This is a genomic window from Bacillus sp. AFS055030 (assembly GCF_002574545.1).
Taxonomy (GTDB): Bacteria; Bacillota; Bacilli; order Bacillales; family Bacillaceae_G; genus Gottfriedia.
Genome location: NZ_NUGT01000020.1, coordinates 1 through 22,375 on the forward strand (window position 1 = coordinate 1; position 22,375 = coordinate 22,375).

Sequence of the window (22,375 nt, forward strand, 5' to 3'; positions counted from 1 at the left end):
GAATAAAAGAAGGGGAATTTATATAAAAATTAAATTTTCTAGTTCATCGAATCAATTTTATTAATATTTAATTTTAACATTTTAATATTTTTATTAATTTTTATAAATAATCTTAAATTGGTGTTTGAAAAAATGAATTTTTAGTGTATGATAAGATTAAATATAAGAAAGGAGAATAGTATGTCGTATCCTTTACTCACTAATTGTCCTGTATGCAGCAAGTCACTTAAAATTACTAAGCTTCATTGTAAGCATTGTCAGACAACGATTGAAAATGAATTTGAGGTATCAAAATTAGCGGCTTTAGGGCAAGAACAACTCCATTTTATTGAGATCTTTCTTAAATGCCGCGGAAATATCAAAGAGGTTGAAAAGGAACTAGGAATTTCTTATCCGACCGTCAGGGGAAAATTAGATGAAATAATCTCTACCCTAGGATATTCCACTCAGAAGAAACCAGAAATAGATAAATCGAAAATTGTTACTTTATTGGAAAAAGGCGAAATTACAGCCGAAAAAGCCATTCAATTATTAAAAGAGGGGGACTTTTAATGAAAGACGAGATTTCAAGAATCTTAACGCTTATGGAAGAAGGAAAGATTGATAAGGATAAAGCAAGTGAATTAATTAATATTTTACAAGATAAAAATCAGCCAGAACGCATAACACTAAAAAAAGAACCATATGGAAATAAAATATTAAAGATTCGTGTCAACTCTGAAGTAGGAGATAATGTTAATGTTAATTTGCCAATTAATCTCGTGAAGGCAGTTTTAAAAGTAGGTACAAATATTGCTGAAAAAATACCAGAAGCTGAAAAATATATAAAAGATATTAACGTTGATCTGTTAATTGAGGCAATCGAAAACGAAATGGTCGGACAAATCGTTGACATCACTTCATCAAACGGCGATAAAGTTTTTGTTGTGATTGAGTAGATTATGTTAAAGGTCAAAGTGAAAATAGAAGGAAAACGATTTTCCATTCCTGTACCTTATGCCGTTTTAAATTTAGCTAGTTTGATCATCTCATCTAAATGGCTTAATCGTTTAATTAATAAAGCCATTAACAAAAATGGCAACAAATTCAATTTCCCTGAAATAAATCGAAAAGATTTGAAGCCTTTACTTCACGGTCTTTCTAATAACAAGGGACTAATTCTTGTTGATACGAAATTAAAAGATGGAACAGAGGTAGTAGTAAAGCTATAAAATTCATTCTATTAAACATTTAATTATATTTCACAAATTGTTTAAATAAGTAGTTTATAATAATATTATGTAAACTACTTGTAAAAAACCCCATTTAAAAAAGTGGGGTTTTTTCCGATTAATAATCTTCATCATCCCAAACATTACTTGCATTTTGCGTTCGATTCATCATTTTTGCTAAATAAAGTTCAGTCGTTTGAATACTTTCATGCCCTAAACTTCTACTAACTTGATAAATGCTTGCACCTTTTTCAATTGAACGACAAGCATAATGATGTCGGAAGAAGTGAGGACTAATATTGTTCGTTCGATTATGATCTATTACAAAAGGTAACTCAGAATCTTTTATCATTTTAATGACAAAATTTGATAAATATTTAAACGAATAATGTTTATTCAGTTTATTTGGAAAAAATGGAGTTGAATCGGTTTTAGAAATTTGATTTGATAAACCACGTCGACTCCTTAGTTTACATAAATCTACAAATACATGATTTAATAATTTAACTTCTCGTTTTTTATTTCCTTTTCCAACAATTTCAAGCCAATAACCGTTTGAATCCTTAGTAACTTTACCCCAATTTGCCTCAGCAAGTTCTCGAATACGCATACCAGTTGTAGCTAATAACTTAATTAATGTTGTCTTTAAAATATTTCCACTATAAAAATTCAATAATGCTTTAACTTCATTTTCTTCTAAATCGCGATTTGGTAAATCATCTTTTGTAATTTTCGCATTTAATATTCGAGTATATAAAGGTATTTGTACATAATGACTATCAAATAAAAACTTAAAAAAGCTTTTTAGTATGACAAGTTTTCTTGAAAGAGTTGTAACACGATATTGTTGCTTGTTTGACCCGTACTCATAAGTAGTCAGCCATTGTTGATATGAATCGATATGTCTTTGTTTTAAATTTTTGAAAAAAGAAGTTTCTATATAAGATTCTACATCCTGACGCAAAAATTCCTCACTCTTCATCAAGTATCGAAAAAACTGCATTAATTCCCTTATGTATTCCATCTTTGTACTATCTTTTCGTTGTTTCGATTTTTGAATATCTTTTCTTTGATGGACAAAATAATAAATCATATCTAAATCAGAAAACCCTTCATAGATCATCCGGTGATTTTTTTCATTTTCAAACTTTGTTTGTAGAAGGATCGGAAAATATGTTTCATCTATTAAATACTCAATAATATTGGATTCATGAAGATTTTTAGTTGGTAAATGGATTGAATTTGCAATAATTAGATTTGGTTTTACTAACATATTACTCACCTCATAAACTATTATACATAAATCAAAGTATTTATAGTATAAATGCGTATACTTTTTTCAGTTAAATAATATCTATCTGTTTTTTATAAATTCTAATTTATAAAAATTGAATTAGGTAGAAAAATACATCATTATTCTATCTTAAACAAATGTCGTAAAATTGATTATTTATAAATAAATGAATTTATTTTTATGTAGTTAATTACTTTCTAATAATTTGTTGGAAATATTTATGATATAATAAGTCTACAAAACAATGAAAAAGGAAGAATTTAAATGTTAGAACAAGATCAAAAAACGAAAGAGATTGTGACAACAAATGAGGCTGTAGAACTGTTAGGTGTATCAAAACAAACGATTTACAATTATGTTAAGACTGGGAAACTTAATCTTGTTTATGAGGATTGGCAAATCGATGGAACAATGAGGTTTTACCTAGATGATCTTAATCAGTTAAAATCTCAAACTGTAAAACCAGTCGGACTAACTGTACTTGAAACAGCTAAATTATTAGGAGTATCAAAAGCAACAATCCATCAATATATAAAAAAAGGAAAAATCCGCGCAAGTAAAGTAAATTTTAAAGGTAGACTAACTGTATTTATTCCAGAAGAAGAAATTGAAAATCTAAAATTCTCAAATTCATCAAGAAAAAAATCTTTTTTTACAAAAGACTTAGAATTTTACTTATTTGGACTTTATGAAATAGTAAACTCGAATGAAAAAGCTCGAATTATCGAGCTTAATGAAACCAATGAAATCGTAGCAAAAACAAATATGGGTGAACTTTTAAATAAAGAAGAACTTACAAGCCGTGGTTTTAGAAAAGCTTATGAAATGAAAAAAGCCAGTCATAGTACGAAAAGAGGTATGATTTCTTTTCAATTTCCAATACCTCAGTCAATTAATGCTCCGATTTTTGGTATTATCGATTCATTTTATAAACACATTGGACATCAAAATATGAATCTTTATATAAAGGGCAACTCAATTAAGGTAGAAATAAAACCAATTAAACTACCATATCCTGATGCCCAAATTGAACAAGATTTTGAAATTTTACAAAACTGTTTAACTGATGGTAAGCTTTCTACTAGACCAGGTTTTATAGTGTTTACGAGTAATCAAGAACAACTAACTATTTTTGTGAAAGATTCAATAAAAGAAAAGATTAAACAAATTGCACTAAATCATCATACCGGAATTGAGGATATTACTGAGAAGCTTTTGCTTATTGGATTAAAAGAATTTGAAAAAAACAACTCTTTTAATGACTAAAATTATCCTACAATTTCCGACAATGAGATGGGTACTTGTCTTAGAATTCAAATCTCGATGCGTCTATTAAACTAGTTTTGATAATTCTGAAAATAGTAAAAAGGGGAATGAAAATGAAGTTTATCGATTTAAGAAGTGACACTGTAACAAATCCAACAGATGAAATGAGACAAGCCATGTTTTTAGCCGAAGTCGGTGATGATGTTTATGGGGATGATCCAACTGTACAAAAATTAGAATTTCTAGCTGCTTCCATGATTGGGAAAGAAGCTGCTTTATTTGTACCAAGTGGAACATTTGGTAACCAACTTGCATTGTTTACACATTGTAATCGTGGTAGTGAAGTTATTCTTGGGGAGGATTGTCATATATTCGAACATGAAGTTGGAGCTGCTTCAGTGATTGCCGGAGTTCACTTAAGAACATTACAGACAACTCACGGCAAGATGGATCTTAATCGAATTAGACATTCGATCCGACCTGATGATATCCATTATCCTGAAACTTCATTGATTTGTTTAGAAAATGCCTATTCAAATGGATCTGTCGTTCATATCGATTATATGAAACAAGTATATAGTATAGCAAAGGATGCAAATATACCTGTACATTTAGATGGTGCAAGAATATTTAACGCGGCTACTTATTTAAAAACGGATGTTAAAGAATTATCTCAATATAGTGACAGCGTGATGTTTTGTTTATCAAAAGGACTTTGTGCACCAGTAGGTTCAATACTTGCGGGTAGTAAAGAATTTATTGAAAAAGCGAAAAAGAAACGTAAATTATTAGGTGGAGGGTGGAGACAATCTGGATTTTTAGCAGCCGCTGGTATAATTGCATTAGAAAAAATGACAAAACGATTACATGAAGATCATGAAAATGCTCAATATTTAGCTAATAGATTAAGGGAAATCCCAGGAATTCATGTTAATACGTCTCAACTTCATATCAATTTAGTATTCTTCCATATAACAGATATGAGAAGAAGTCCTGAAGAAATTGAACAAATTTTTAAAGAGAACGGAATTATCATTTTTGCGCCTGATGAAGATGGCATGATGCGATTTGCTACACATTACTGGATTACGAAAAATGATATTGATAAAGTAATTGATGTGATGAAAACAATATAAATTTTGGGTAAGATTAAAAAAAAGAGGAATTTTCCTCTTTTTTTTGGGGTCTATTTGCGTTAATGGTCAAATTTGTCCTCCATATAAACTGAGGTTCACAAAAATGGTTTGAAAAAGAAGCAACCTTGGGATTGTTCCTAAAGAATTACATAAATAATATTACATCTCTTTAAAATACTTTAAACGGTAATAACTGTTATATCCAAGGAAAAACATATATGCAATTACTAATAGTAACAACATTATTATATCTACACCCATCAAGGAAAATGCAAAAATTAAGGCTCCAAATAAAATAACCATCATGTCATATGCTTTTGCCTTTGCTTGATTAGCGATTGCCAAATTACGCTCATCTTTTTTGTCAATCTCTAGTTGCTTTGCTGCGACAGGATTTTTCTTCATGACTAAACGGTTCAATATTTCTCCCATACTATGACCAAAAATACTACAGCCAAGCCCAACACAAATATAAGGCAACACTCGTAACAAACCTTGTGGATTTCCAATTGTTTTGATGAAGTATATACCGCTTATTAGTAGTACTAAGGCTACTACGGCCAGATAATAAATCGAATTATTTTTTTTCATATACTTTCATCCTCCTCATAAATAAAAATTTCTTCGATACTCATACCAAAAAAACGAGCAATCTTGAATGCTAAGAGAATAGATGGGTTATAACGCCCGTTTTCTAGTGAACCGATCGTTTGTCTTGACACTTCAAGAGCTGATGCTAATTCCTCTTGCTTGATTCCACGAAATTTACTGTTCAACTAAAACTATTCATAAATTTTATATGTAGTAGAAAATAATTTTAGGAGTCTGCTATGGAAATTTCTTTAATAAAACATTATTTTCACTAAATGCTAAATAGATTTTTTCTAAAGTAAGTAAAGTGCATTCGTTTTATAGAATAATCGCATTTATTAGTTTTAAATTTTAGAGGAGTTTTTACATATTTCAGAGAAAAAGTTAGTAATGGGAATACATACTAAAATTTATTATGGAGGATGAAAAAATGGAAGAAGTAATTGAAAAAGCAATACAAGATATCTATCCCGATGATTTCGCTTGGTGTTATGGGTGTGGTCGATTAAATAAAGACGGTCATCATCTTCGAACTGGTTGGCAAGGTGATAAAACTGTTACGATCTTTACACCGGAATCAAAGTACATGGGAATTCCGGGTTTTATTTATGGTGGACTAATCGCTTCGTTAATTGATTGTCATGGGACAGGTTCTGCATCACTTGCTTTACACCGTAAAAATGGAAACGAAATAGGAGATGGCTCAGTACCCCCTAGATTTGTAACCGCTGCCCTAAATGTGGAATATCTTAAACCTACTCCACAAGATGTTCCACTAAAAGCGGTTGGTACTGTTGAAGAAATCCATCCTAAAAAATGGAAGGTTCATACAGAATTATACGCAAATGATCTTCTTTGTGCACGTGGAGAGGTAGTTCTTGTTGTCATGCCTAGTACATTTTTAAAATAAAACACTTAAACAAGTTCTTAGTAATAATCACATGCTTTATTAATGATAGTATCAAAACCAATCGGGTTACTGTTATTGGTACTACAGTATATGAAGTATACCGAACTATATCAAGTATAGGAACGAAAAGAACCTTAATCATTAAGGTTCTTTTATTAGTTTAGTGATAATTTCTCTATTAACATAGGAATCTGTTTACTTTTCCCCAAAACACTTTATTTGAAATTCATATAGCATATTCATTTGCCACTATTCTTTCAAACAACAAGAAGTTTGTTTTCACTTCCATAACAAATCCTGTATCGTGTTTTGTATCATCAAGTATGACATAAGATAAGAGGTGGAAATATCGGTGTATATCTACCCAGTTCATTCCGTGACTTTCTTTAATTGCTTCATATAGATTGGATGGACCATATAGATGGCCTTCTTTTGTTTCAAATTGATCATAATGGTTTTTTCTACGTTCAAAATCATAGACAATTTCATACGTTTCAACAGATAATTCCTCATCTTTGAATAGAACGTAATTGTTTAAACCTTCAGTTAAATAATTACTGAAAAAGGTACTTAGTTGAAGCAAATACCTTTCAAGAGATTTATATTCTTTATGTAAGGTGAACTCAACATCAATCATGTCCCCTTGGTCTTCGAATGTAAATGACAACGAACAAAACTCCTCATTAATAGAAATCATGTTCTCTTCATTTAAACGACGAGCAATTGTTGATGCAAATGAATTTTCTACGCTACAGAAACGGATATAATGTGTTAATTGTCGATTGATAAATTCGAATATTGGTCCTAACTCTTTATATTGAGGAGAAAGGTGAAAAACGGTATCAAAAGCGACTTCAGGAGATACAAGTGCTTTCGTAGCCCTTATATCAAAAGTTACAACTTTTTCTTTTGAACCCTCATTTTTTTCTATTAGAGAATCAAAAAATATGGAAGTATCTTGTATTAATTTATTCATCACATCATGACTCCTTAAATTCTAGAATTTGTTTTAATAAGATTTGCATTTGCTCTAAATCATCAATTTCAGGATACCGTTTAATACGGTGTATTGTTTTAATGATATTAAGCATTTGAAACTGTTCTAATTTTGTTAGTTTTTTCCCATCTATTGAAATTAGTGGTGCGGTAAATAAATCGTCGATGGATATATTTCCTTCAAAAAGTTGAATGCTAGACTCACTTGGAAGTTCGATAACATCTGATAATTGAAATTCAAGGATATCTGTTAATTTCTTTAGAAGTTCGGAAGAAGGTTTTGAAGAACCGTTTTCTATTTTCGATAAATATCCTGGAGTTATGTCTAGATAACCTGAAAGTGTTCTCAACTTAATGTCCTTCTTCAATCTATTTTCTTTAATGAATGCTCCGATATTGTTCACTTTATATTTCATTGCATCACCTCATTTTTGTATAACCAATGTATCACATTCGTTTCCTTTAGTAAACATTTGTTGTTTACCATAGGAAACGAATTCTATAAATTACTGATATGGACGTAAAATTGTAAGGTTAAATGTTGAAAAAGAAGAGTTTCCATATGCGGCATTAACGAAGCTTTCTCCTTTGATCCTTAAATTGAAGATGTTTAGTATTCATTTATGAACAAAGAAAAATCCGTATGTGAAGTTGGTGAAATGAAGGAATTCACTGATGCAGACCATTTGAAAAAAAGTAATCAAATGGATTGATTGATCATCTAAATCTTTTTAAGTAAGGTTACTCTGATGTGTTAACCATTTGTAGTACACACTTTTCTTTTAGTAGAAATTTGTATATTCATTTTTTATAGGCTATAATACGTTAAACCATTTCTTTACCCGAGCTCCACGTTTGCACTTCCCCCTATTCTTAAATGAATAGGGGTTTTTATTTTGTAAAATAAAAAAAGTCAGCTTCTAGAAATAGAATCCGACTTTTTTTATATTATGCTTTTTGAACGTTAGTTGCTTGTGGTCCGCGTTGTCCTTGTTCTACATCAAAAGTAACTGCTTGACCTTCGTCTAATGATTTAAATCCTTCAGACTGAATTGCTGAAAAGTGAACAAATACATCATCACCATTTTCACGCTCGATGAATCCAAAACCTTTTTCTGCATTGAACCATTTTACTTTACCATGTTCCATATTTTATTGCCTCCTTATGTGTTTAAACACATTTAATGTTATTACTATAACAATTTAAAGGAAGATAATCAAATTGTCATACGAAAAAAATAGGACTTTCCACTTATTTAATTGGAAATTAAAGGATTTTCTTCAAATTTTATCGTTTTCCTTAGAAAATAGATGCGATCAACAATGAGTAATAAATGATTAGATAGACACCAGCCCTATATTTTCTTCATATGATACTGAGTAAAATTAAAAAGTATGAAGAGAGTGATCAATATGTCAACTTGTCAAAAACTTGCCGATATGATTGGAGGAGTAGTTGTTCAAGCTACACCTGTATGTGTAATTATGCGTCTTCGTGATATTAATGCAACTATTTTAGGTCGTAGGACTCGTTCTCCATTAGCACTTCCATTTATGCTATCTTTTGAGGATAATGGTTTAAACCTTGGTGAATCAGTTGTCCGCCAGAAAGAAATTAACCCACTAATGACTGCTTTACGTAAAAGGGGAATTACAGTGACTGCAGTTCATAACCATTGGCTGTTTGATAAACCAAGATTGATGTATATGCATTGGGAAAATGTTAATTTAGATCCAGCTGAATTTACAAAAGTTAGTTTTGAAGCGGCAAAGGAAGCAGGTTTATTTTAAAGATACTTACTTGAAACAAAAGTGATTAAAATTATATAAAGTAAAAAAACAAATTATTGCAATCGAAAGAGCAATTGGACAAACCACTGTTCCGATTGCTTTTTTTAATTAGTTTTCTTTTTTCAAAAACTACTTTATGAAGTATGTTTAGGTAGTACTGCAAGCATTGGATGATATTCCGTAGTCATGATTCCAGCGATCTTTGCTGGATCTTCTTCGATCAGTTTTGGGAATTTTTCCTCATTTTCAACTTCAATTATTGAATCCAATGAGGTAAAGAAGGATTTCGAACTGGCCCAAATACTAGATTATTATCCGCCATTCTAAATTTACCTCCAGTTATTCTAACGATTTAAACACCTAAATATTTCACAAATTAGGTTCGAATACACTTCAAAATTTAAGAAATGCAGTAGGATATACTCTTTTGTCTTTTTTATTAATAATTTTTAATTGTACAATTCAACAAAAAAGTTTTATTATTAGTTTACAATGTAAACAGTTTATAAAATAAACTAATGTAAGGAGTGAGATGATGCCAGATTTTCAAAATGCAATCGATTTAACAAATTCGTTTGTTTCTATTGCGCGTCAGCTTAAAAGAATAAACTTACAAACCGCAACAAAACTTGGGATAACCTTCCAGCAGTTAATAATTCTAAATTCAATTCGAAATAATGAAGGTCTATCACAAAAAGAATTAACTGAACGAATTAGTACTGCTAAAAGCAGAGTAAGTCTTAGTATTGATGAGTTGGAGAAGAAAAATTATGTAAAAAGAGAAACATCAACTATTGATCGCCGAGAAACACAATTATTTTTAACACCTGATGGGGAAGCTTTATGTCAACGGTATCGTGAAGAATCAGAAGCATATAAAAGTTTAGCAAATTCACTGGAACAATTTTCACAGGATGAGCTTACTATACTTATAGACATGCAAAAAAAAATTTTAACTGATTTATTAAATGAACAAACGAATTGTTCGAAATAAGGAGGACGTATCATTATGTCAGGATGGGGTGGTGGACCTCCAATGGGTCCCCATGGTTTTGGGCGGATGAAATTTGATGAAAACGCACAAAAACCAAATATTACAAAGGCAATATTACTTAGAATTGGAAAATATTTTATTCCGTATTGGAAACAAACTTTACTTGTCGTGCTTATATTATTAATTACTTCAGTACTAGGCATTTTACCGCCGATCATCATTCAACATATTGTTGATACTGCATTACCAAACAAAGATTTAAGTCTTTTAATCTATCTCGTACTTGCCTCACTTAGTACGACGATTATTTCAGGGTTATTAGGTGTGTATCAAAATTATTTAAATGCATATGTTTCTCAAAAAATTATTTACGATATGAGAAACCAAATGTATCTTCATTTACAACAAATGCCACTCCAATTTTTTTCTAATGTAAAGCAAGGTGAAGTAATTACTCGAATGACGAGTGATATTTCAGGTGTTAAAGCTGTATTTGATAATACAATAGTGAATTTCGCTAATAATCTATTCATCTTAATTTCAACTGCTACCACACTGTTAATAGTGAATTGGAGGCTTGGGATATTAGGGTTAATCATTGTACCATTATTTATTCTACCGACGCGTAAAATGGGTAATGTTCGTTGGAGTATTTCAAAACAAACACAGGAAAAGACAAGTGAGCAAAATCATATTATACAAGAAACATTAAATATTAGTGGTTATTTATTAATGAAGCTTTTTACAAAGGAACAAAGGGAATTTAAAAATTTTGATGACATTAATGTACAGGCTACTAATCTTAAAATAAAGGAATCGATGGCAGGGCGCTGGTTTATGATGATTCTATCAACCTTTACTAGCATCGGCCCAATGCTCATTTATTTATATGGTGGATATTTATATATTCACGATCAGATTACAATTGGAGCGATTATTAGCTTTGTTGCATTACTTGGTCGTTTATACGGACCAGTTGGACAATTAACCAATCTTTATGTAAATATTACAAGTTCAATCGCTTTATTTGAACGTATTTTTGAATATTTCGATATGAAATTAACGATTAAAGATCGTGATGATGCTACCGAAATGAATGTTACTCATTTAGATATTGAATTTAGCGATGTATCATTTTCATACCAGAAGGATAAAACAGCATTGCGAAATATTTCTTTTATTGCTCCATCTGGTACGATGACTGCATTAGTTGGTCCGAGTGGTGCTGGTAAAACAACAATCACTAATTTAATTCCTCGTTTGTATGATTTGACATCAGGCTCAATCAAAATTGGCGGTCGTGATATTAGAGAATTCACGCTAGAATCATTACGGTCTCATATTGGACTTGTTACACAGGATAGCTATTTATTTAATGGAACGATTAAAGAAAACTTATTATATGCAAGCCCGGATGCATCAGATGAAGAAATTATGAATGCTTGTAAGGCAGCATATATTCACGATTTCATAATGGGCTTACCAAAAGGTTATGAAACAATTGTTGGAAATCGAGGAATCAAGCTTTCAGGAGGCGAAAAACAAAGAATTTCAATCGCTCGTGTATTATTGAAAAACCCTGAAATTATTATTCTTGATGAAGCAACTTCCTCGTTAGATACCTTATCTGAATTTTATATTCAAAGTGCAATACAAGGATTATTAAAAAATAAAACGTCCATAGTGATCGCACACCGACTTTCAACGATTATGGCTGCCGATCATATCATTGTGTTAAAGGATGGGCAAATCGTTGAAGAAGGCAAAAATGAAGAGTTGTTAATGAAAAATGGATTATATAAAGAATTATACAATAAACAATTTGGTAGAAAAGCAATCGCATCAATTGAATAAAGAAAAAGCACAGAATTTAATCTGTGCTTTTTTTCATTATGTATGTGTAAATTCATTAACCAATTTTTGACGTACTCTTCCTACTTTAATTATACCATAAAAAAATGGTCATTGTAGACTTTATCTTCTTATTTTGTACTGATAAAATCAATAGACAATAAAGGTAAGGAGAGATGTGGAATGAATTCTTTAGTTCTCGATTTCCAGGAGATTGATAAAACACAACTTTTACTTGTTGGAGGAAAAGGATTAAATTTAGGTGAATTATCAAAAATTCCAACGATAAAAGTACCAGAAGGATTTTGTATTACAACAGTGGGGTTCCAAAAAGCTATTGAACAAAACGAATCTTACCAAACTTTGTTGGGTCAATTAGCAAAGCTAAATGTAAAAGACCGAAATCAAATTAGTGAGATTAGTAGGAAGATTCGAGACATTATTTTGGAAGTACCAATCCCTACCGATGTTGTGAATGTCGTTTCAAATTATCTCTCCAAATTCGGCGAAGAATATGCATACGCTGTGCGTTCTAGTGCAACCGCTGAAGATTTGCCACATGCCTCTTTTGCTGGCCAACAAGACACTTATTTAAATATTATTGGGAAGGAAAATATCCTACAACATATTAGTAAATGTTGGGCTTCGTTATTTACAGATCGTGCAGTTATTTATCGAATGCAAAATAATTTTGACCATAGTCAAGTTTATTTATCCGTTATCATTCAAAAAATGGTTTTTCCGCAGGCTTCAGGGATATTATTTACTGCTGATCCTATTACTTCCAATCGAAAAGTGCTATCAATCGATGCAAGTTTTGGACTTGGAGAAGCGTTAGTTTCTGGTTTAGTATCGGCCGATTGTTATAAGGTACAAGATAATGAAATCATTGATAAGAGAATCGCTACAAAAAAAATGGCAATTTATGGTCGGAAAGAAGGCGGAACAGCGTCACAACAGATTGATCCTCAAAAACAAAACACTCAAACACTTACAGAACAACAAATTTTACAACTAGCACAAATTGGTAGACAAATAGAAAATTATTTCCATTGTCCACAAGATATTGAGTGGTGTTTAATAGACGATACATTTTATATTGTCCAAAGTCGTCCAATCACAACTTTATATCCAATTCCTAAAGTGGATGACCAAGAAAAACACGTCTATCTATCTGTAGGACATCAACAAATGATGACTGATCCTATTAAACCATTGGGATTATCGTTTTGGATGCTAACGACTAGGGCACCGATGCGTGAAGCAGGTGGTAGATTATTTGTCGATATCTCACAAAATCTTGCTTCACCTGATCGAAGAAAAATGTTTATAGAAGCTATAGGAAAATCTGATCCGCTCTTAAAAGACGCTTTATTAAAGGTTGTAGCACGAGAAGATTTTATCGAATCATCCGTTGAGAATAAGGAAACAACTCCTAATCGAAATGTTCAAGAACAATCTTCGTCGAGTTTTAAAGCACTCATCGAAAACGATCCAAAAATTGTTACTGATTTAATTAAGAAAAACGAAACATCAATCGAAGTGTTAAAACAAAACATACAAACAAAATCAGGAACGGATTTAATGGATTTTATTTTAGAAGATTTACAGAAATTACGAGAGTTACTATTTGACCCACGAAGTTCGGCAGTTTTTATGTCTGCTATGAACGCGACAGAATGGATCAATGAAAAAATAAACGACTGGTTAGATGAAAAGAATGTAGGAGATACTCTTACACAATCTGTCCCAAATAATATTACTTCAGAAATGGGTTTGGCACTAATGGATGTAGCGGATGTAATTCGTCCTTATCCAGAAGTAATCGATTATTTACAGCATGTACAAGATGATGACTTTATAGATGAATTGCTTACATTTGAAGGCGGACAGGAAACGAAAGACGCAATCGATGATTATTTAAGAAAATATGGCATGCGATGTACTGGAGAAATTGATCTTACTAGAACAAGATGGAGCGAAAAACCGTCTATACTCGTCCCTATGATTCTTAGTAATATTAAAAACTTTGAGCCGCATGCAAGTAAACAGAAATTTGAGCAAGGGCTACAAAAAGCGATGCAAAAAGAACAAGAACTTGTAGAACGCTTGTTGCAATTACCGGATGGCAAACAAAAAGCAGAAGAAATAAAGGAAGTAATTAGTCTAATCAGAAATTTCATTGGATATCGTGAATATCCGAAATATGGAATGGTTAGTCGCTATTTTGTGTATAAGCTAGCTTTAATGAAAGAAGCTGAACAACTAGTTAAATCGAATGTCATTTCTGAAGTTGAAGATATTTTTTATCTTACTTTTGAGGAATTACACGAAGTCATTCGTACAAAAAAACTAGATGACCAAATCATTAAGAAAAGAAAAGAAGAGTACGAATTATTTACGAAACTAACACCTCCACGAGTGATCACATCCGATGGTGAAATCATTGTAGGTGAATACAAACGGGAAAATCTTCCTCATGAAGCTATTGTAGGTTTAGCTGTTTCTTCGGGTGTAATCGAAGGAAGAGCGCGTGTTATTATAAATATGGAAGATGCAAACTTAGAAGAGGGTGACATTTTAGTCACCTCATTTACCGACCCAAGTTGGACACCATTATTTGTAGCAATAAAAGGACTGGTCACTGAAGTTGGTGGACTGATGACACACGGCGCGGTCATCGCAAGAGAATATGGTTTACCAGCAGTTGTTGGAGTAGAGAATGCGACTAAACTGATAAAAGACGGGCAAAAAATACGTGTTCATGGAACAGAAGGGTATATTGAAATACTATAATTGTTGAAATGCAAATGCCGTTTTCCTAATTTGGAAAGCGGCTTATTTTTATTGAAATAAATGACAATTTTAGCCAATTAATGTTGTATAATATTCTAAAAAATAACAGATAGAGAGGAGACCATCATCATGCTTTCATTTATATTAGTCGTATTAACATTATTTTTAATACCAGGACCCGCAGTACTTTTAACTTTATCCCAAACAATGAAAGGTGGGAAATGGAATGGCATCTTAACAGGCGTTGGGATTGCTGTCGGTGATTTAATTCATACATGCGCATCTGTATTTGGATTATCGGCAATTTTAATGACTTCTTCTTTAGCATTTGAAATCGTTAAATATTTAGGAGCAGCTTATTTATTTTATTTAGGAATCACTGCCATCATAAAAAAATCGAAAAACAGTAAAAAATCAACTGAACAAAAAGAAGTAAATAGTAAACTCTCCTTTCGTCAAGCAGTTCTGATCGAGGTATTAAACCCTAAAACTGCATTATTTTTCTTAGCACTTTTACCACAATTTGTACAACATAATGGGAACTCAGTAATCGTCCAACTTTTAATGCTTGGTCTGACATTTGTATTACTTAGTATTTTGTATACAACTTTACTAGTGCTTTTATCAAGTGTAATCAAGAAAAAAATCTTTAGCAAAAAAACAAAAGGACCAAAATGGATGGGAAAAGCGATTGGCATCGTGTATATTGGGTTAGGTTTAAGAGTTGCTTTTCAAACACAATCATAATCGTTTAATACGATTTAATAATAAAAAACAGGATGTCCCGAAATTATAAACAGGGGATCCTGTTTTTTATTTACGATCGTTAAAGAGGAAACGACTATAAAAACTATTTACTCAAAATACAAATGATAATGATTTTTGCATCCTGGATTAAAATCAGATTCACATTTAGGACATTTGTAGTTACAAGTCTGATATTCTTGAATTGTTAATTCCTCATGACAGTTGCCACAAAGAATTGCATTTGTTTGCCATTCATCCTTGCTCCAGACTTTTGGTTCATGATTCGTACTTTCCTCATGGCAATAATAACATCCATAATACGTATCACAGCATTTAAATTTAATGGCAATGATATCTCTTTCTGTATGGTAATGTTTACAACGTGTATGTAGATCAATTGAACCAATTACTTTCATATGTACACCTCTCGTTATACTACTTACTACTTTCTGACTTTTTAACCTTATTTTACGACTTCGAATAAGACAGCTAATCCGATTCCACCACCACTTCCAATAGCAGCGACTACATAATTTGATTGTAAGTTTTTTCTTCTTTGTACTTCATAAAAAAGTCTCGTCACCATGATGCTCCCAGAAGCCCCATATGGATGACCAATCGTTAGTGCACCACCACAACTGTTTAACTTAGAGGTAGGGATAGAAAGTTCCTTCGAACAGGCTAGTACTTTAGAAGAAAAAGCTTCGTTTATTTCATATAGTTCAATATCTGCTACTGTTAATTTGTTTCTACTTAATAAATCTTGAATTGCAGGGATCGGAGCCGCACCTGGATAATTAGGATGAACACCCGAAACCTGACTGTCTACAAAGCGTAAAACCGGTTTTAAACCGTTTTTTATCGCTTCATTTTCCTCCATGATTAAAACAGCGGAGGCCCCGTCATGAATTCCACAACTATTTGCAGCAGTGACTGTACCGTTCTTTTTAAATACAGGTTTTGCTCTTTTTAAAAGTTCTTCCATTTTCCTTTTTTTGAAAAACACTTCATCTTGATCGACATCACCGACTGGAATAATTTCTTCATTGAAATATCCATTTTGATGAGATTCAAAGCTTCGTGTATAACTTAATAATGCATACTGATCTTGCGCTTCTTTTGTGATATCGTATTTTTTTGCTACATTTTCTGCAGCAATTCCCATATCTGGATCACCAATTTTGTCCGGTGCAAATCTCGCTCTAGCAGGAAATGGGGAGGTACTAGTACTTTCAACTCCTCCAGCAAGATAGCAATTTCCAGCACCGCCTTGAATGAAGTAACAAGCCATTCGGATCGCTTCTAATCCTGCACTACATTGACGATCAATTGTAATCCCTGGAACTGAAAGGGGAAGATCCGCTTCTAATGCAGAAACTCGAGCGATATTTCCACCTGGTCCTACAACATTGCCTAAAATGATGTCTTGAATTTTGTCTTCTAACCCACTTGCCAAAGCTTTTAGCAATGGGGCAGCAAGCTCATGTGGTTGAAAATCTCGTAATATTCCACCTTTTTTTCCAATAGGTGTTCGTTTCGCATTAACAATGACAGCTCTTTTAATTGTTCGTCACCTGCATTTCGATTTGTTTAATTAACTCTGCGCGTGCTATTTTTCCACTAGTCGTATACGGCATTTCATTTTGAAAAAACCATTTACGAGGTATTTTATAAGCTGATAAATGTGTTTTACAAAATCTTTTTAACTCAAACGAATTCGATTTTCCTTTGATCACTGCCGCAACAATTTGACCCCAATACGGATTTGAAAGACCTACGACTGCAACTTCTTCTACATCAGGATGAAGAGCGATCACCTTTTCGATTTCTTCGGGAAAAATACTAATACCTCCGTATAGAATCATGTTTTTTTCTCGTCCGTTAATTGTTAAAAAACCGGCTTCATCAATAAAGCCCATATCATGAACAGTAGCCCAACCATCATCATCATGAATTGGGTGAATGGTTCTTTCATTTTCTTCAAAATACCCATTTATTAAATAGTTGCTTTTTACATATATTTTTCCAGTTTCATTCGGCTTAGCTAACTCTTGATCTGGTCGACGAATTTGTAACTCCACACCATAACATGGTTTTCCGACCGTTTTTGCCTTATGTACACCATCTTGATCAGACAAAACAGTAATGAAACTAAGTTCACTAGCTCCAAAAAATTCGTAGATCGTCATTGCAGGAAACAAATGACGAAATTCAATTTTGGATTTTTCAGTCCACTTTGCACCGGACGAAAGTATTTTTATCGCATGATGAACTTGAATACCTTCTTTTAATAATGCTTCAATCATTGTCGGAACAACATAAACTGTCGTAATAGGCAAAGTATTGATTCGTGATAGTAAGTTTAAAGGAGAAAACTTTTCTAAAAGGATAACGGTTCCTCCTAAATATAATGTACTAATCGCACCATATAGAAAATGAGAATGGATTAAAGCTCCAGGTATAAGGATTTGATCCGTTTCATCTAAACCAAAGTCATAGCGATTGCAATCAAAGCTAGCAACCCATGAATTTTGAGAACGAATAAATGCTTTCGGGCTCCCGGTTGTACCAGAAGTAAATCCGACATAGAAAGGTAGGTTCTCAGTAATTTCTAATGAAGATAAAGAATCGAATTTATCAATTTCTAGTAAAATATCATCTAATACCTTTACATATGGATGAATCTTATGAATCTTTTTATACATTTCTTTTGTTGTAACAATGATAGAAGGATTCGAGAGTTTAATCCTTTTTTCCAAATCCGCTAGATTCCATTTCATATCATAAGGTACAGCGATCCATCCTGCTTTTGAAGCTCCTGCAAACATCTGCAAAAACGATATACCATTCGGTAAAAGAATACCAATTGTTTTCGAATTTGATTGATAAGATTGTAGCCAATTAGCCGTTTGATTAATTAACTCATTCCATTTTTTGTAACTGATTTGTTGATTACTCGTATGGATCGCAATTTTATCAGGTGTCAATCTAGCGTTTTTCTGATAAGTTTCTGTAATATTTGCCATTTACAATCACCTCTATAAAAAAGAGACACAACAAGAGTGTCTCATCAGATTTTACATATTTTCTGTTGATTGATTTGAATAATTTTTTGCCAAAGTACTTGAAAACACAGTTTGCTGTCTTAGTTTGAAAACTAAAATTGAAGCAAGAATCGCTTTTAATACATCTCCTGGAATATACACTAAACTTAATTTAACCGCTGTTAGAACTGGAATTTGCATCATAAAAGCTTGAATTGGGATACCGATTAAATAGATTAATAGAATTCCAACAGTCAAGTTAATCCATAAGACATGTTTTAATTTTAATGTTTTAAAGCGTGATAATAAATACCCAATTACAAAAGCCGTAATAGGCCATGAAATTAAATAACCAACACTCGGTCCAGCAAATACACTAAAACCACCACGTCCACCAGATAAAAGTGGCATGCCAACTGCAACTAATAATAAAAAGATCGTTTGGCTTAATGCACCTAATCTAGCACCTAAAACACCACCAGTAAGAAGAACGCCAAGAGTTTGTAATGTAATAGGAACCGGTGTAAAGGATAACATAATCGGAGGGACTTGTCCAAGAACAGCCATAACTGCTGCAAACATTGCTACAAATGTAATTTCTTTGATTTTCATTCTAATTCTCCTAATAACAATTTTCTGATAACTATACTCATATTAATGAAACTTGAATTATATGTCAACTAATTATTTTTTTTAGTTAACATATACTATATTAAAATAGAAAACTAAAAGAAATGATCGAAATTAGGAGTAATTCGTAATAATCGTCGACAAGTTTTAATTTAATAAACGTCTTGAGGAGAGGAAAATAGACTGATTTCAAATTTAAAAGAATTATTATGCCTTGGAAGAAAAGCGAAGAGAGATTTTATCTAAAATTTTTCAAATTGAAAAGACAAAAAGACAGTAAGCTAGAAATAGCAAACTGTCTTATATTTTTTTTAATTTTGAGTTTTTCGATTGTTTAATATCCTGGCTTATTACCTTTCTGACCAATTCGCTCAATGACATCATCCAACTCATCTGGTTTCAAAAACTCTATTGGAGAAAATCCTTTCTCAAATTGCAATGTATCTGCTTCTAAAATAACGACATATCGACCGTTTACTTTCGCAATATGGAGATTATCGCCAAAATCTGCTAGTAATCCTTTTACAGAAAAGTGGTCCGCTTTAAATGATAATTCAATTTCTGGTGTATGTTCCACGATTTGTGCGGCTGCTTCGATTACTTCAGTAGGGGTAAAATGTTCTTGAATCTCACGCTTAGGACTAGCTGCCCAAACTTCCATTGCTGCATCGAATTGTTGTCTTTCAACACTTTCTTCTTCAAAAACATCTTCAATCTTGTCATAAACCATTTCCATGACTTGAGATTTTACAATTTCCGGCATTGATTCAGAATAGGAAACAAATTTTAAGAAATCTTCAAAATATCTTGCATGAGAAGCTTGATGGATTTTTAATTCACTCTCTGAGATCATCCCTAATTCTTCCATATAAGGGTATTGAATCGATTTCATATTTTTCGTTGTAATCGCCATTTCAACCGTTTTTATGAGAGTAGATTCATCTGAAATGGAAGCAACTTTTGGTTCAAAATCACACTTTAGGACAAATAAGAATGGATCATCAAAATATTTTCTTAGTTTCGCTTGAATAACTAGAAATGCTCCTCCGCGAACTGCACTTGTATCAATGTAATTAATGACTAACGTTTCATTTTCCGCTTTAAAATCTTCAATTGATTTAGCATTTCTTATTCGCTGGAATAAGTTATAATTTGGATTTGAGTCTAACGAGTGGCCTTCTTCGACGATAAAGTGACCTAATTTCGTAGGTACAGAATCAGATTTTGGATGTTTTTCAACTTTTCGATTTACAATTCTTTCAAGTTCACCTTCTAAAAACCCTTTTAATGCGCTTTCTTCAAACATTGATTCATCTAATGTTTGAAAATGTTTATACCGTTTATCTGATTGTTCACCTTTACCTTCCACAGTAACAACATAAAACGATAAATATGTAATTTCAAAATCCATCCAATCACCTTTCTCTATGTTACTGTATTTAAGTATATGGATGAGGAATCGCTAAAGTCAATCATGAACTCAATAGATTTTGGACAAAATTTCCATAAAAACTATCATAAGATAGAGAAATTTTACAGTTATAAGACAAATTCATTACACACTATGATAAAATGAAGATATAATTAATTGTGGAACCAATAAAATTAAAGTGCTTGGATGTGGTAAATTCACATCTTTTTTTACGTTAATTGGGAGTAAGTTGGCAATAATGAAGTGATTACAACATAGTCGCCAATTAAACTTGTCAATCAACGAGTTTTCTTACATGCGTTTTATAGGGGCCAATTATGTGGAGGGGGATGAAAGACCTGAGAATAGATAGAATAGCTACCATCTCATTAATTATCGTAACATTACTTTGGGGCACAACATTTGTAGTAGTCCAAAATGCGATTGCATACGTTGAACCGTTTGCTTTTAACGCATTTCGATTTATCCTCGCAACTTTAGTCCTTTTGCCATTTTTAGTGAAAAGAAAACAAAAAACTAAATTAACGGTAAAACAAATCGTTATTACTAGTGGTATTGGATTCATGTTGTTTTTAGGGTATTTACTTCAAACATTTGGATTAAAGTATACAGCTACATCAAAATCAGGTTTTATAACTGGTCTTTGTGTTGTATTAGTACCTGTTCTTTTATATTTAGTCTATAAAGAACGGTCAAGCTGGTCTACAGTAATCGCCTGTTTAATTGCATTACTTGGACTAAGTTTCTTAACGTTAGGGGACTCATTTTCTGTCAATATTGGAGATGTCCTTACACTTTTTGGAGCGTTTGCATTTGCATTCCATATTATTTTATCCGGAAAGTTTACGAAACAAATGGATCCACTCACCTTTACAACGATTCAACTAGCAACAGTTGGCATTAGTAGTTCGGTTTTCTCTTTCATTTTTGAAGATACATCCGTTTCATTTTCAAAAGAACTCTGGGTCAACCCGACATTCATTTTTGCGGTGATCGTAACTGCGGTATTCTGTACGAGTATTGCGTTTTGGGTTCAAATGTTTGCGCAACAACATATTTCTTCAACGAAAGCAGCATTAATTTTTATTTTTGAACCTGTTTTTGCTGCATTTACCGCAGTCATTTTTGCAAATGAAACATTATCGATCCAAACAATAATCGGTGGGACTTTTATTGTTGGTGGTATGCTGTTATCTGAAATACCTTTACCAAAGAAACGAACAAAAGAATTAAAAAATGAGGCTATATAGTAAGAAATGTAAGAAATTTTTAAAAAATGGGTATACTACTTATTGACAGTTAGAATTTGTTCACGTATTATAACTTTAAATTAATAGATGACTTAGAAAAGGAATAGTAAGTTTATTAGCTTTTAAGAGAGGGAATGGGTGGTGCAAATTCCTAAAGTGAATAAACTGAACCAGCCTTGGAGTCTCTGTACCGAAATAATAGTAGGCTACAGCGGTTTTCCCGTTAAAGATGTTAAGAGATTATGTAGAGTTTTTACATAATAAGTAGGGTGGTAACGCCATGAATGGTCCCTTTTGATTATTCATGGCGTTTTTTGTTTATCATTTTTGCTTATTTCGTATTTTCTATATAGTAATTAGGGTGGTAACGCCGAGAATGGTCCCTTTGTTGATTATTCTCGTGCGTTTTTTATTTTCTAAAAAATGAATAGGAGTA

Annotated in this window: 24 protein-coding genes and 1 other annotated feature; of the genes, 12 read left to right on the plus strand and 12 right to left on the minus strand. The window is 32.2% G+C overall.

Going from position 1 to position 22,375, the window contains the following annotated elements:
- Positions 1-180 precede the first annotated feature (180 nt).
- Genes CN925_RS08825 through CN925_RS08835 form a run of 3 tightly spaced genes read left to right on the plus strand, consistent with a single transcriptional unit; the run spans position 181 to position 1,211 of the window.
- The gene (locus CN925_RS08825) at positions 181-552 is read left to right on the plus strand and encodes a DUF2089 domain-containing protein (RefSeq protein WP_098845886.1); all 372 of its coding nucleotides are present in this window, start codon (positions 181-183) and stop codon (positions 550-552) included.
- Positions 552-938, plus strand: a complete 387-nt coding sequence (locus CN925_RS08830; protein WP_098845887.1) for a hypothetical protein — start codon at positions 552-554, stop codon at positions 936-938. Before CN925_RS08825 ends, CN925_RS08830 begins: the two co-directional genes overlap by 1 nt.
- A gap of 3 nt (positions 939-941) precedes the next feature.
- Positions 942-1,211: a hypothetical protein gene (locus CN925_RS08835; RefSeq protein WP_098845888.1), complete on the plus strand. Its 270-nt coding sequence runs from the start codon at positions 942-944 to the stop codon at positions 1,209-1,211.
- A 118-nt stretch (positions 1,212-1,329) separates the two neighbouring features.
- Here the strand turns inward: CN925_RS08835 and CN925_RS08840 are convergent, their stop codons facing one another.
- Positions 1,330-2,484: a tyrosine-type recombinase/integrase gene (locus tag CN925_RS08840; protein WP_098845889.1), complete on the minus strand. Its 1,155-nt coding sequence runs from the start codon at positions 2,482-2,484 to the stop codon at positions 1,330-1,332.
- A 285-nt stretch (positions 2,485-2,769) separates the two neighbouring features.
- Here CN925_RS08840 and CN925_RS08845 point away from each other — a divergent pair, with 285 nt between their 5' ends.
- Together CN925_RS08845 and ltaE are read left to right on the plus strand one after the other, a co-directional pair.
- Positions 2,770-3,771: a helix-turn-helix domain-containing protein gene (locus tag CN925_RS08845; protein WP_098846116.1), complete on the plus strand. Its 1,002-nt coding sequence runs from the start codon at positions 2,770-2,772 to the stop codon at positions 3,769-3,771.
- Between the two features lie 113 nt (positions 3,772-3,884).
- The gene (ltaE, locus tag CN925_RS08850; RefSeq protein ID WP_098845890.1) at positions 3,885-4,907 is read left to right on the plus strand and encodes a low-specificity L-threonine aldolase; all 1,023 of its coding nucleotides are present in this window, start codon (positions 3,885-3,887) and stop codon (positions 4,905-4,907) included.
- A 159-nt stretch (positions 4,908-5,066) separates the two neighbouring features.
- Here ltaE and CN925_RS08855 read toward each other — a convergent pair whose 3' ends face one another.
- Both CN925_RS08855 and CN925_RS08860 read right to left on the minus strand, forming a co-directional pair.
- A complete protein-coding gene (locus tag CN925_RS08855; RefSeq protein WP_098845891.1) occupies positions 5,067-5,498 on the minus strand; it encodes a hypothetical protein in 432 nt (143 codons plus the stop codon).
- Positions 5,495-5,683 (minus strand): helix-turn-helix transcriptional regulator, encoded by a 189-nt coding sequence (locus CN925_RS08860; RefSeq protein WP_098845892.1) that lies wholly within the window; start codon positions 5,681-5,683, stop codon positions 5,495-5,497. The genes CN925_RS08855 and CN925_RS08860 overlap by 4 nt, the downstream gene beginning before the upstream one ends.
- Positions 5,684-5,928: 245 nt before the next feature.
- Here CN925_RS08860 and CN925_RS08865 point away from each other — a divergent pair, with 245 nt between their 5' ends.
- Positions 5,929-6,408 (plus strand): PaaI family thioesterase, encoded by a 480-nt coding sequence (locus CN925_RS08865; protein ID WP_098845893.1) that lies wholly within the window; start codon positions 5,929-5,931, stop codon positions 6,406-6,408.
- A 226-nt stretch (positions 6,409-6,634) separates the two neighbouring features.
- On the opposite strand, the gene CN925_RS08870 is transcribed toward CN925_RS08865, so the two are convergent.
- The 3 genes from CN925_RS08870 to CN925_RS08880 form a co-directional block, all read right to left on the minus strand.
- Complete coding sequence (locus CN925_RS08870) at positions 6,635-7,384, minus strand: hypothetical protein (protein WP_098845894.1); 750 nt, start codon at positions 7,382-7,384, stop codon at positions 6,635-6,637.
- Positions 7,385-7,388: 4 nt separating this feature from the next.
- Positions 7,389-7,820 carry a helix-turn-helix domain-containing protein gene (locus CN925_RS08875; RefSeq protein WP_098845895.1) on the minus strand — a complete coding sequence of 144 codons (432 nt, stop codon included), beginning with the start codon at positions 7,818-7,820 and terminating at the stop codon, positions 7,389-7,391.
- 532 nt (positions 7,821-8,352) lie between these two features.
- On the minus strand, positions 8,353-8,553 hold the full coding sequence (locus tag CN925_RS08880) for a cold-shock protein (RefSeq protein WP_098845896.1): 201 nt from the start codon (positions 8,551-8,553) through the stop codon (positions 8,353-8,355).
- A 264-nt stretch (positions 8,554-8,817) separates the two neighbouring features.
- On the opposite strand from CN925_RS08880, the gene CN925_RS08885 reads away from it, so the two are divergent.
- Positions 8,818-9,195, plus strand: coding sequence for a DUF1259 domain-containing protein (locus CN925_RS08885; RefSeq protein WP_098845897.1), 378 nt, complete (start codon positions 8,818-8,820; stop codon positions 9,193-9,195).
- Between the two features lie 134 nt (positions 9,196-9,329).
- Here CN925_RS08885 and CN925_RS21540 read toward each other — a convergent pair whose 3' ends face one another.
- Positions 9,330-9,464, minus strand: a complete 135-nt coding sequence (locus tag CN925_RS21540) for a hypothetical protein (RefSeq protein ID WP_286138300.1) — start codon at positions 9,462-9,464, stop codon at positions 9,330-9,332.
- 266 nt (positions 9,465-9,730) lie between these two features.
- Here CN925_RS21540 and CN925_RS08890 point away from each other — a divergent pair, with 266 nt between their 5' ends.
- The 4 genes from CN925_RS08890 to CN925_RS08905 all read left to right on the plus strand — a co-directional run bounded on the left by CN925_RS08890 (position 9,731) and on the right by CN925_RS08905 (position 15,583).
- Positions 9,731-10,189: a MarR family winged helix-turn-helix transcriptional regulator gene (locus CN925_RS08890; protein ID WP_180232905.1), complete on the plus strand. Its 459-nt coding sequence runs from the start codon at positions 9,731-9,733 to the stop codon at positions 10,187-10,189.
- Between the two features lie 15 nt (positions 10,190-10,204).
- The gene (locus tag CN925_RS08895) at positions 10,205-12,043 is read left to right on the plus strand and encodes an ABC transporter ATP-binding protein (RefSeq protein ID WP_286138301.1); all 1,839 of its coding nucleotides are present in this window, start codon (positions 10,205-10,207) and stop codon (positions 12,041-12,043) included.
- Between the two features lie 180 nt (positions 12,044-12,223).
- Positions 12,224-14,836: a phosphoenolpyruvate synthase gene (gene ppsA / locus CN925_RS08900; RefSeq protein ID WP_098845899.1), complete on the plus strand. Its 2,613-nt coding sequence runs from the start codon at positions 12,224-12,226 to the stop codon at positions 14,834-14,836.
- Positions 14,837-14,965: 129 nt separating this feature from the next.
- Positions 14,966-15,583, plus strand: a complete 618-nt coding sequence (locus tag CN925_RS08905) for a LysE family translocator (RefSeq protein WP_098845900.1) — start codon at positions 14,966-14,968, stop codon at positions 15,581-15,583.
- 107 nt (positions 15,584-15,690) lie between these two features.
- Here CN925_RS08905 and CN925_RS08910 read toward each other — a convergent pair whose 3' ends face one another.
- From CN925_RS08910 to CN925_RS08930, 5 genes are all read right to left on the minus strand, one after another.
- Positions 15,691-15,999: a CHY zinc finger protein gene (locus tag CN925_RS08910; RefSeq protein WP_098845901.1), complete on the minus strand. Its 309-nt coding sequence runs from the start codon at positions 15,997-15,999 to the stop codon at positions 15,691-15,693.
- A gap of 47 nt (positions 16,000-16,046) precedes the next feature.
- Positions 16,047-17,147 carry an acetyl-CoA C-acyltransferase gene (locus CN925_RS08915; protein WP_098845902.1) on the minus strand — a complete coding sequence of 367 codons (1,101 nt, stop codon included), beginning with the start codon at positions 17,145-17,147 and terminating at the stop codon, positions 16,047-16,049.
- The gene (locus CN925_RS08920) at positions 17,143-18,609 is read right to left on the minus strand and encodes an AMP-binding protein (protein ID WP_098845903.1); all 1,467 of its coding nucleotides are present in this window, start codon (positions 18,607-18,609) and stop codon (positions 17,143-17,145) included. The genes CN925_RS08915 and CN925_RS08920 overlap by 5 nt, the downstream gene beginning before the upstream one ends.
- Positions 18,610-18,660: 51 nt before the next feature.
- Positions 18,661-19,239, minus strand: a complete 579-nt coding sequence (locus CN925_RS08925; RefSeq protein ID WP_098845904.1) for a biotin transporter BioY — start codon at positions 19,237-19,239, stop codon at positions 18,661-18,663.
- Positions 19,240-19,591: 352 nt separating this feature from the next.
- A complete protein-coding gene (locus CN925_RS08930) occupies positions 19,592-20,668 on the minus strand; it encodes a DUF3900 domain-containing protein (RefSeq protein WP_098845905.1) in 1,077 nt (358 codons plus the stop codon).
- Positions 20,669-21,018: 350 nt separating this feature from the next.
- On the opposite strand from CN925_RS08930, the gene CN925_RS08935 reads away from it, so the two are divergent.
- The gene (locus CN925_RS08935; protein ID WP_180232906.1) at positions 21,019-21,939 is read left to right on the plus strand and encodes a DMT family transporter; all 921 of its coding nucleotides are present in this window, start codon (positions 21,019-21,021) and stop codon (positions 21,937-21,939) included.
- An 84-nt stretch (positions 21,940-22,023) separates the two neighbouring features.
- Positions 22,024-22,235, plus strand: a binding site (T-box leader).
- The last annotated feature ends 140 nt before the right edge of the window (positions 22,236-22,375 follow it).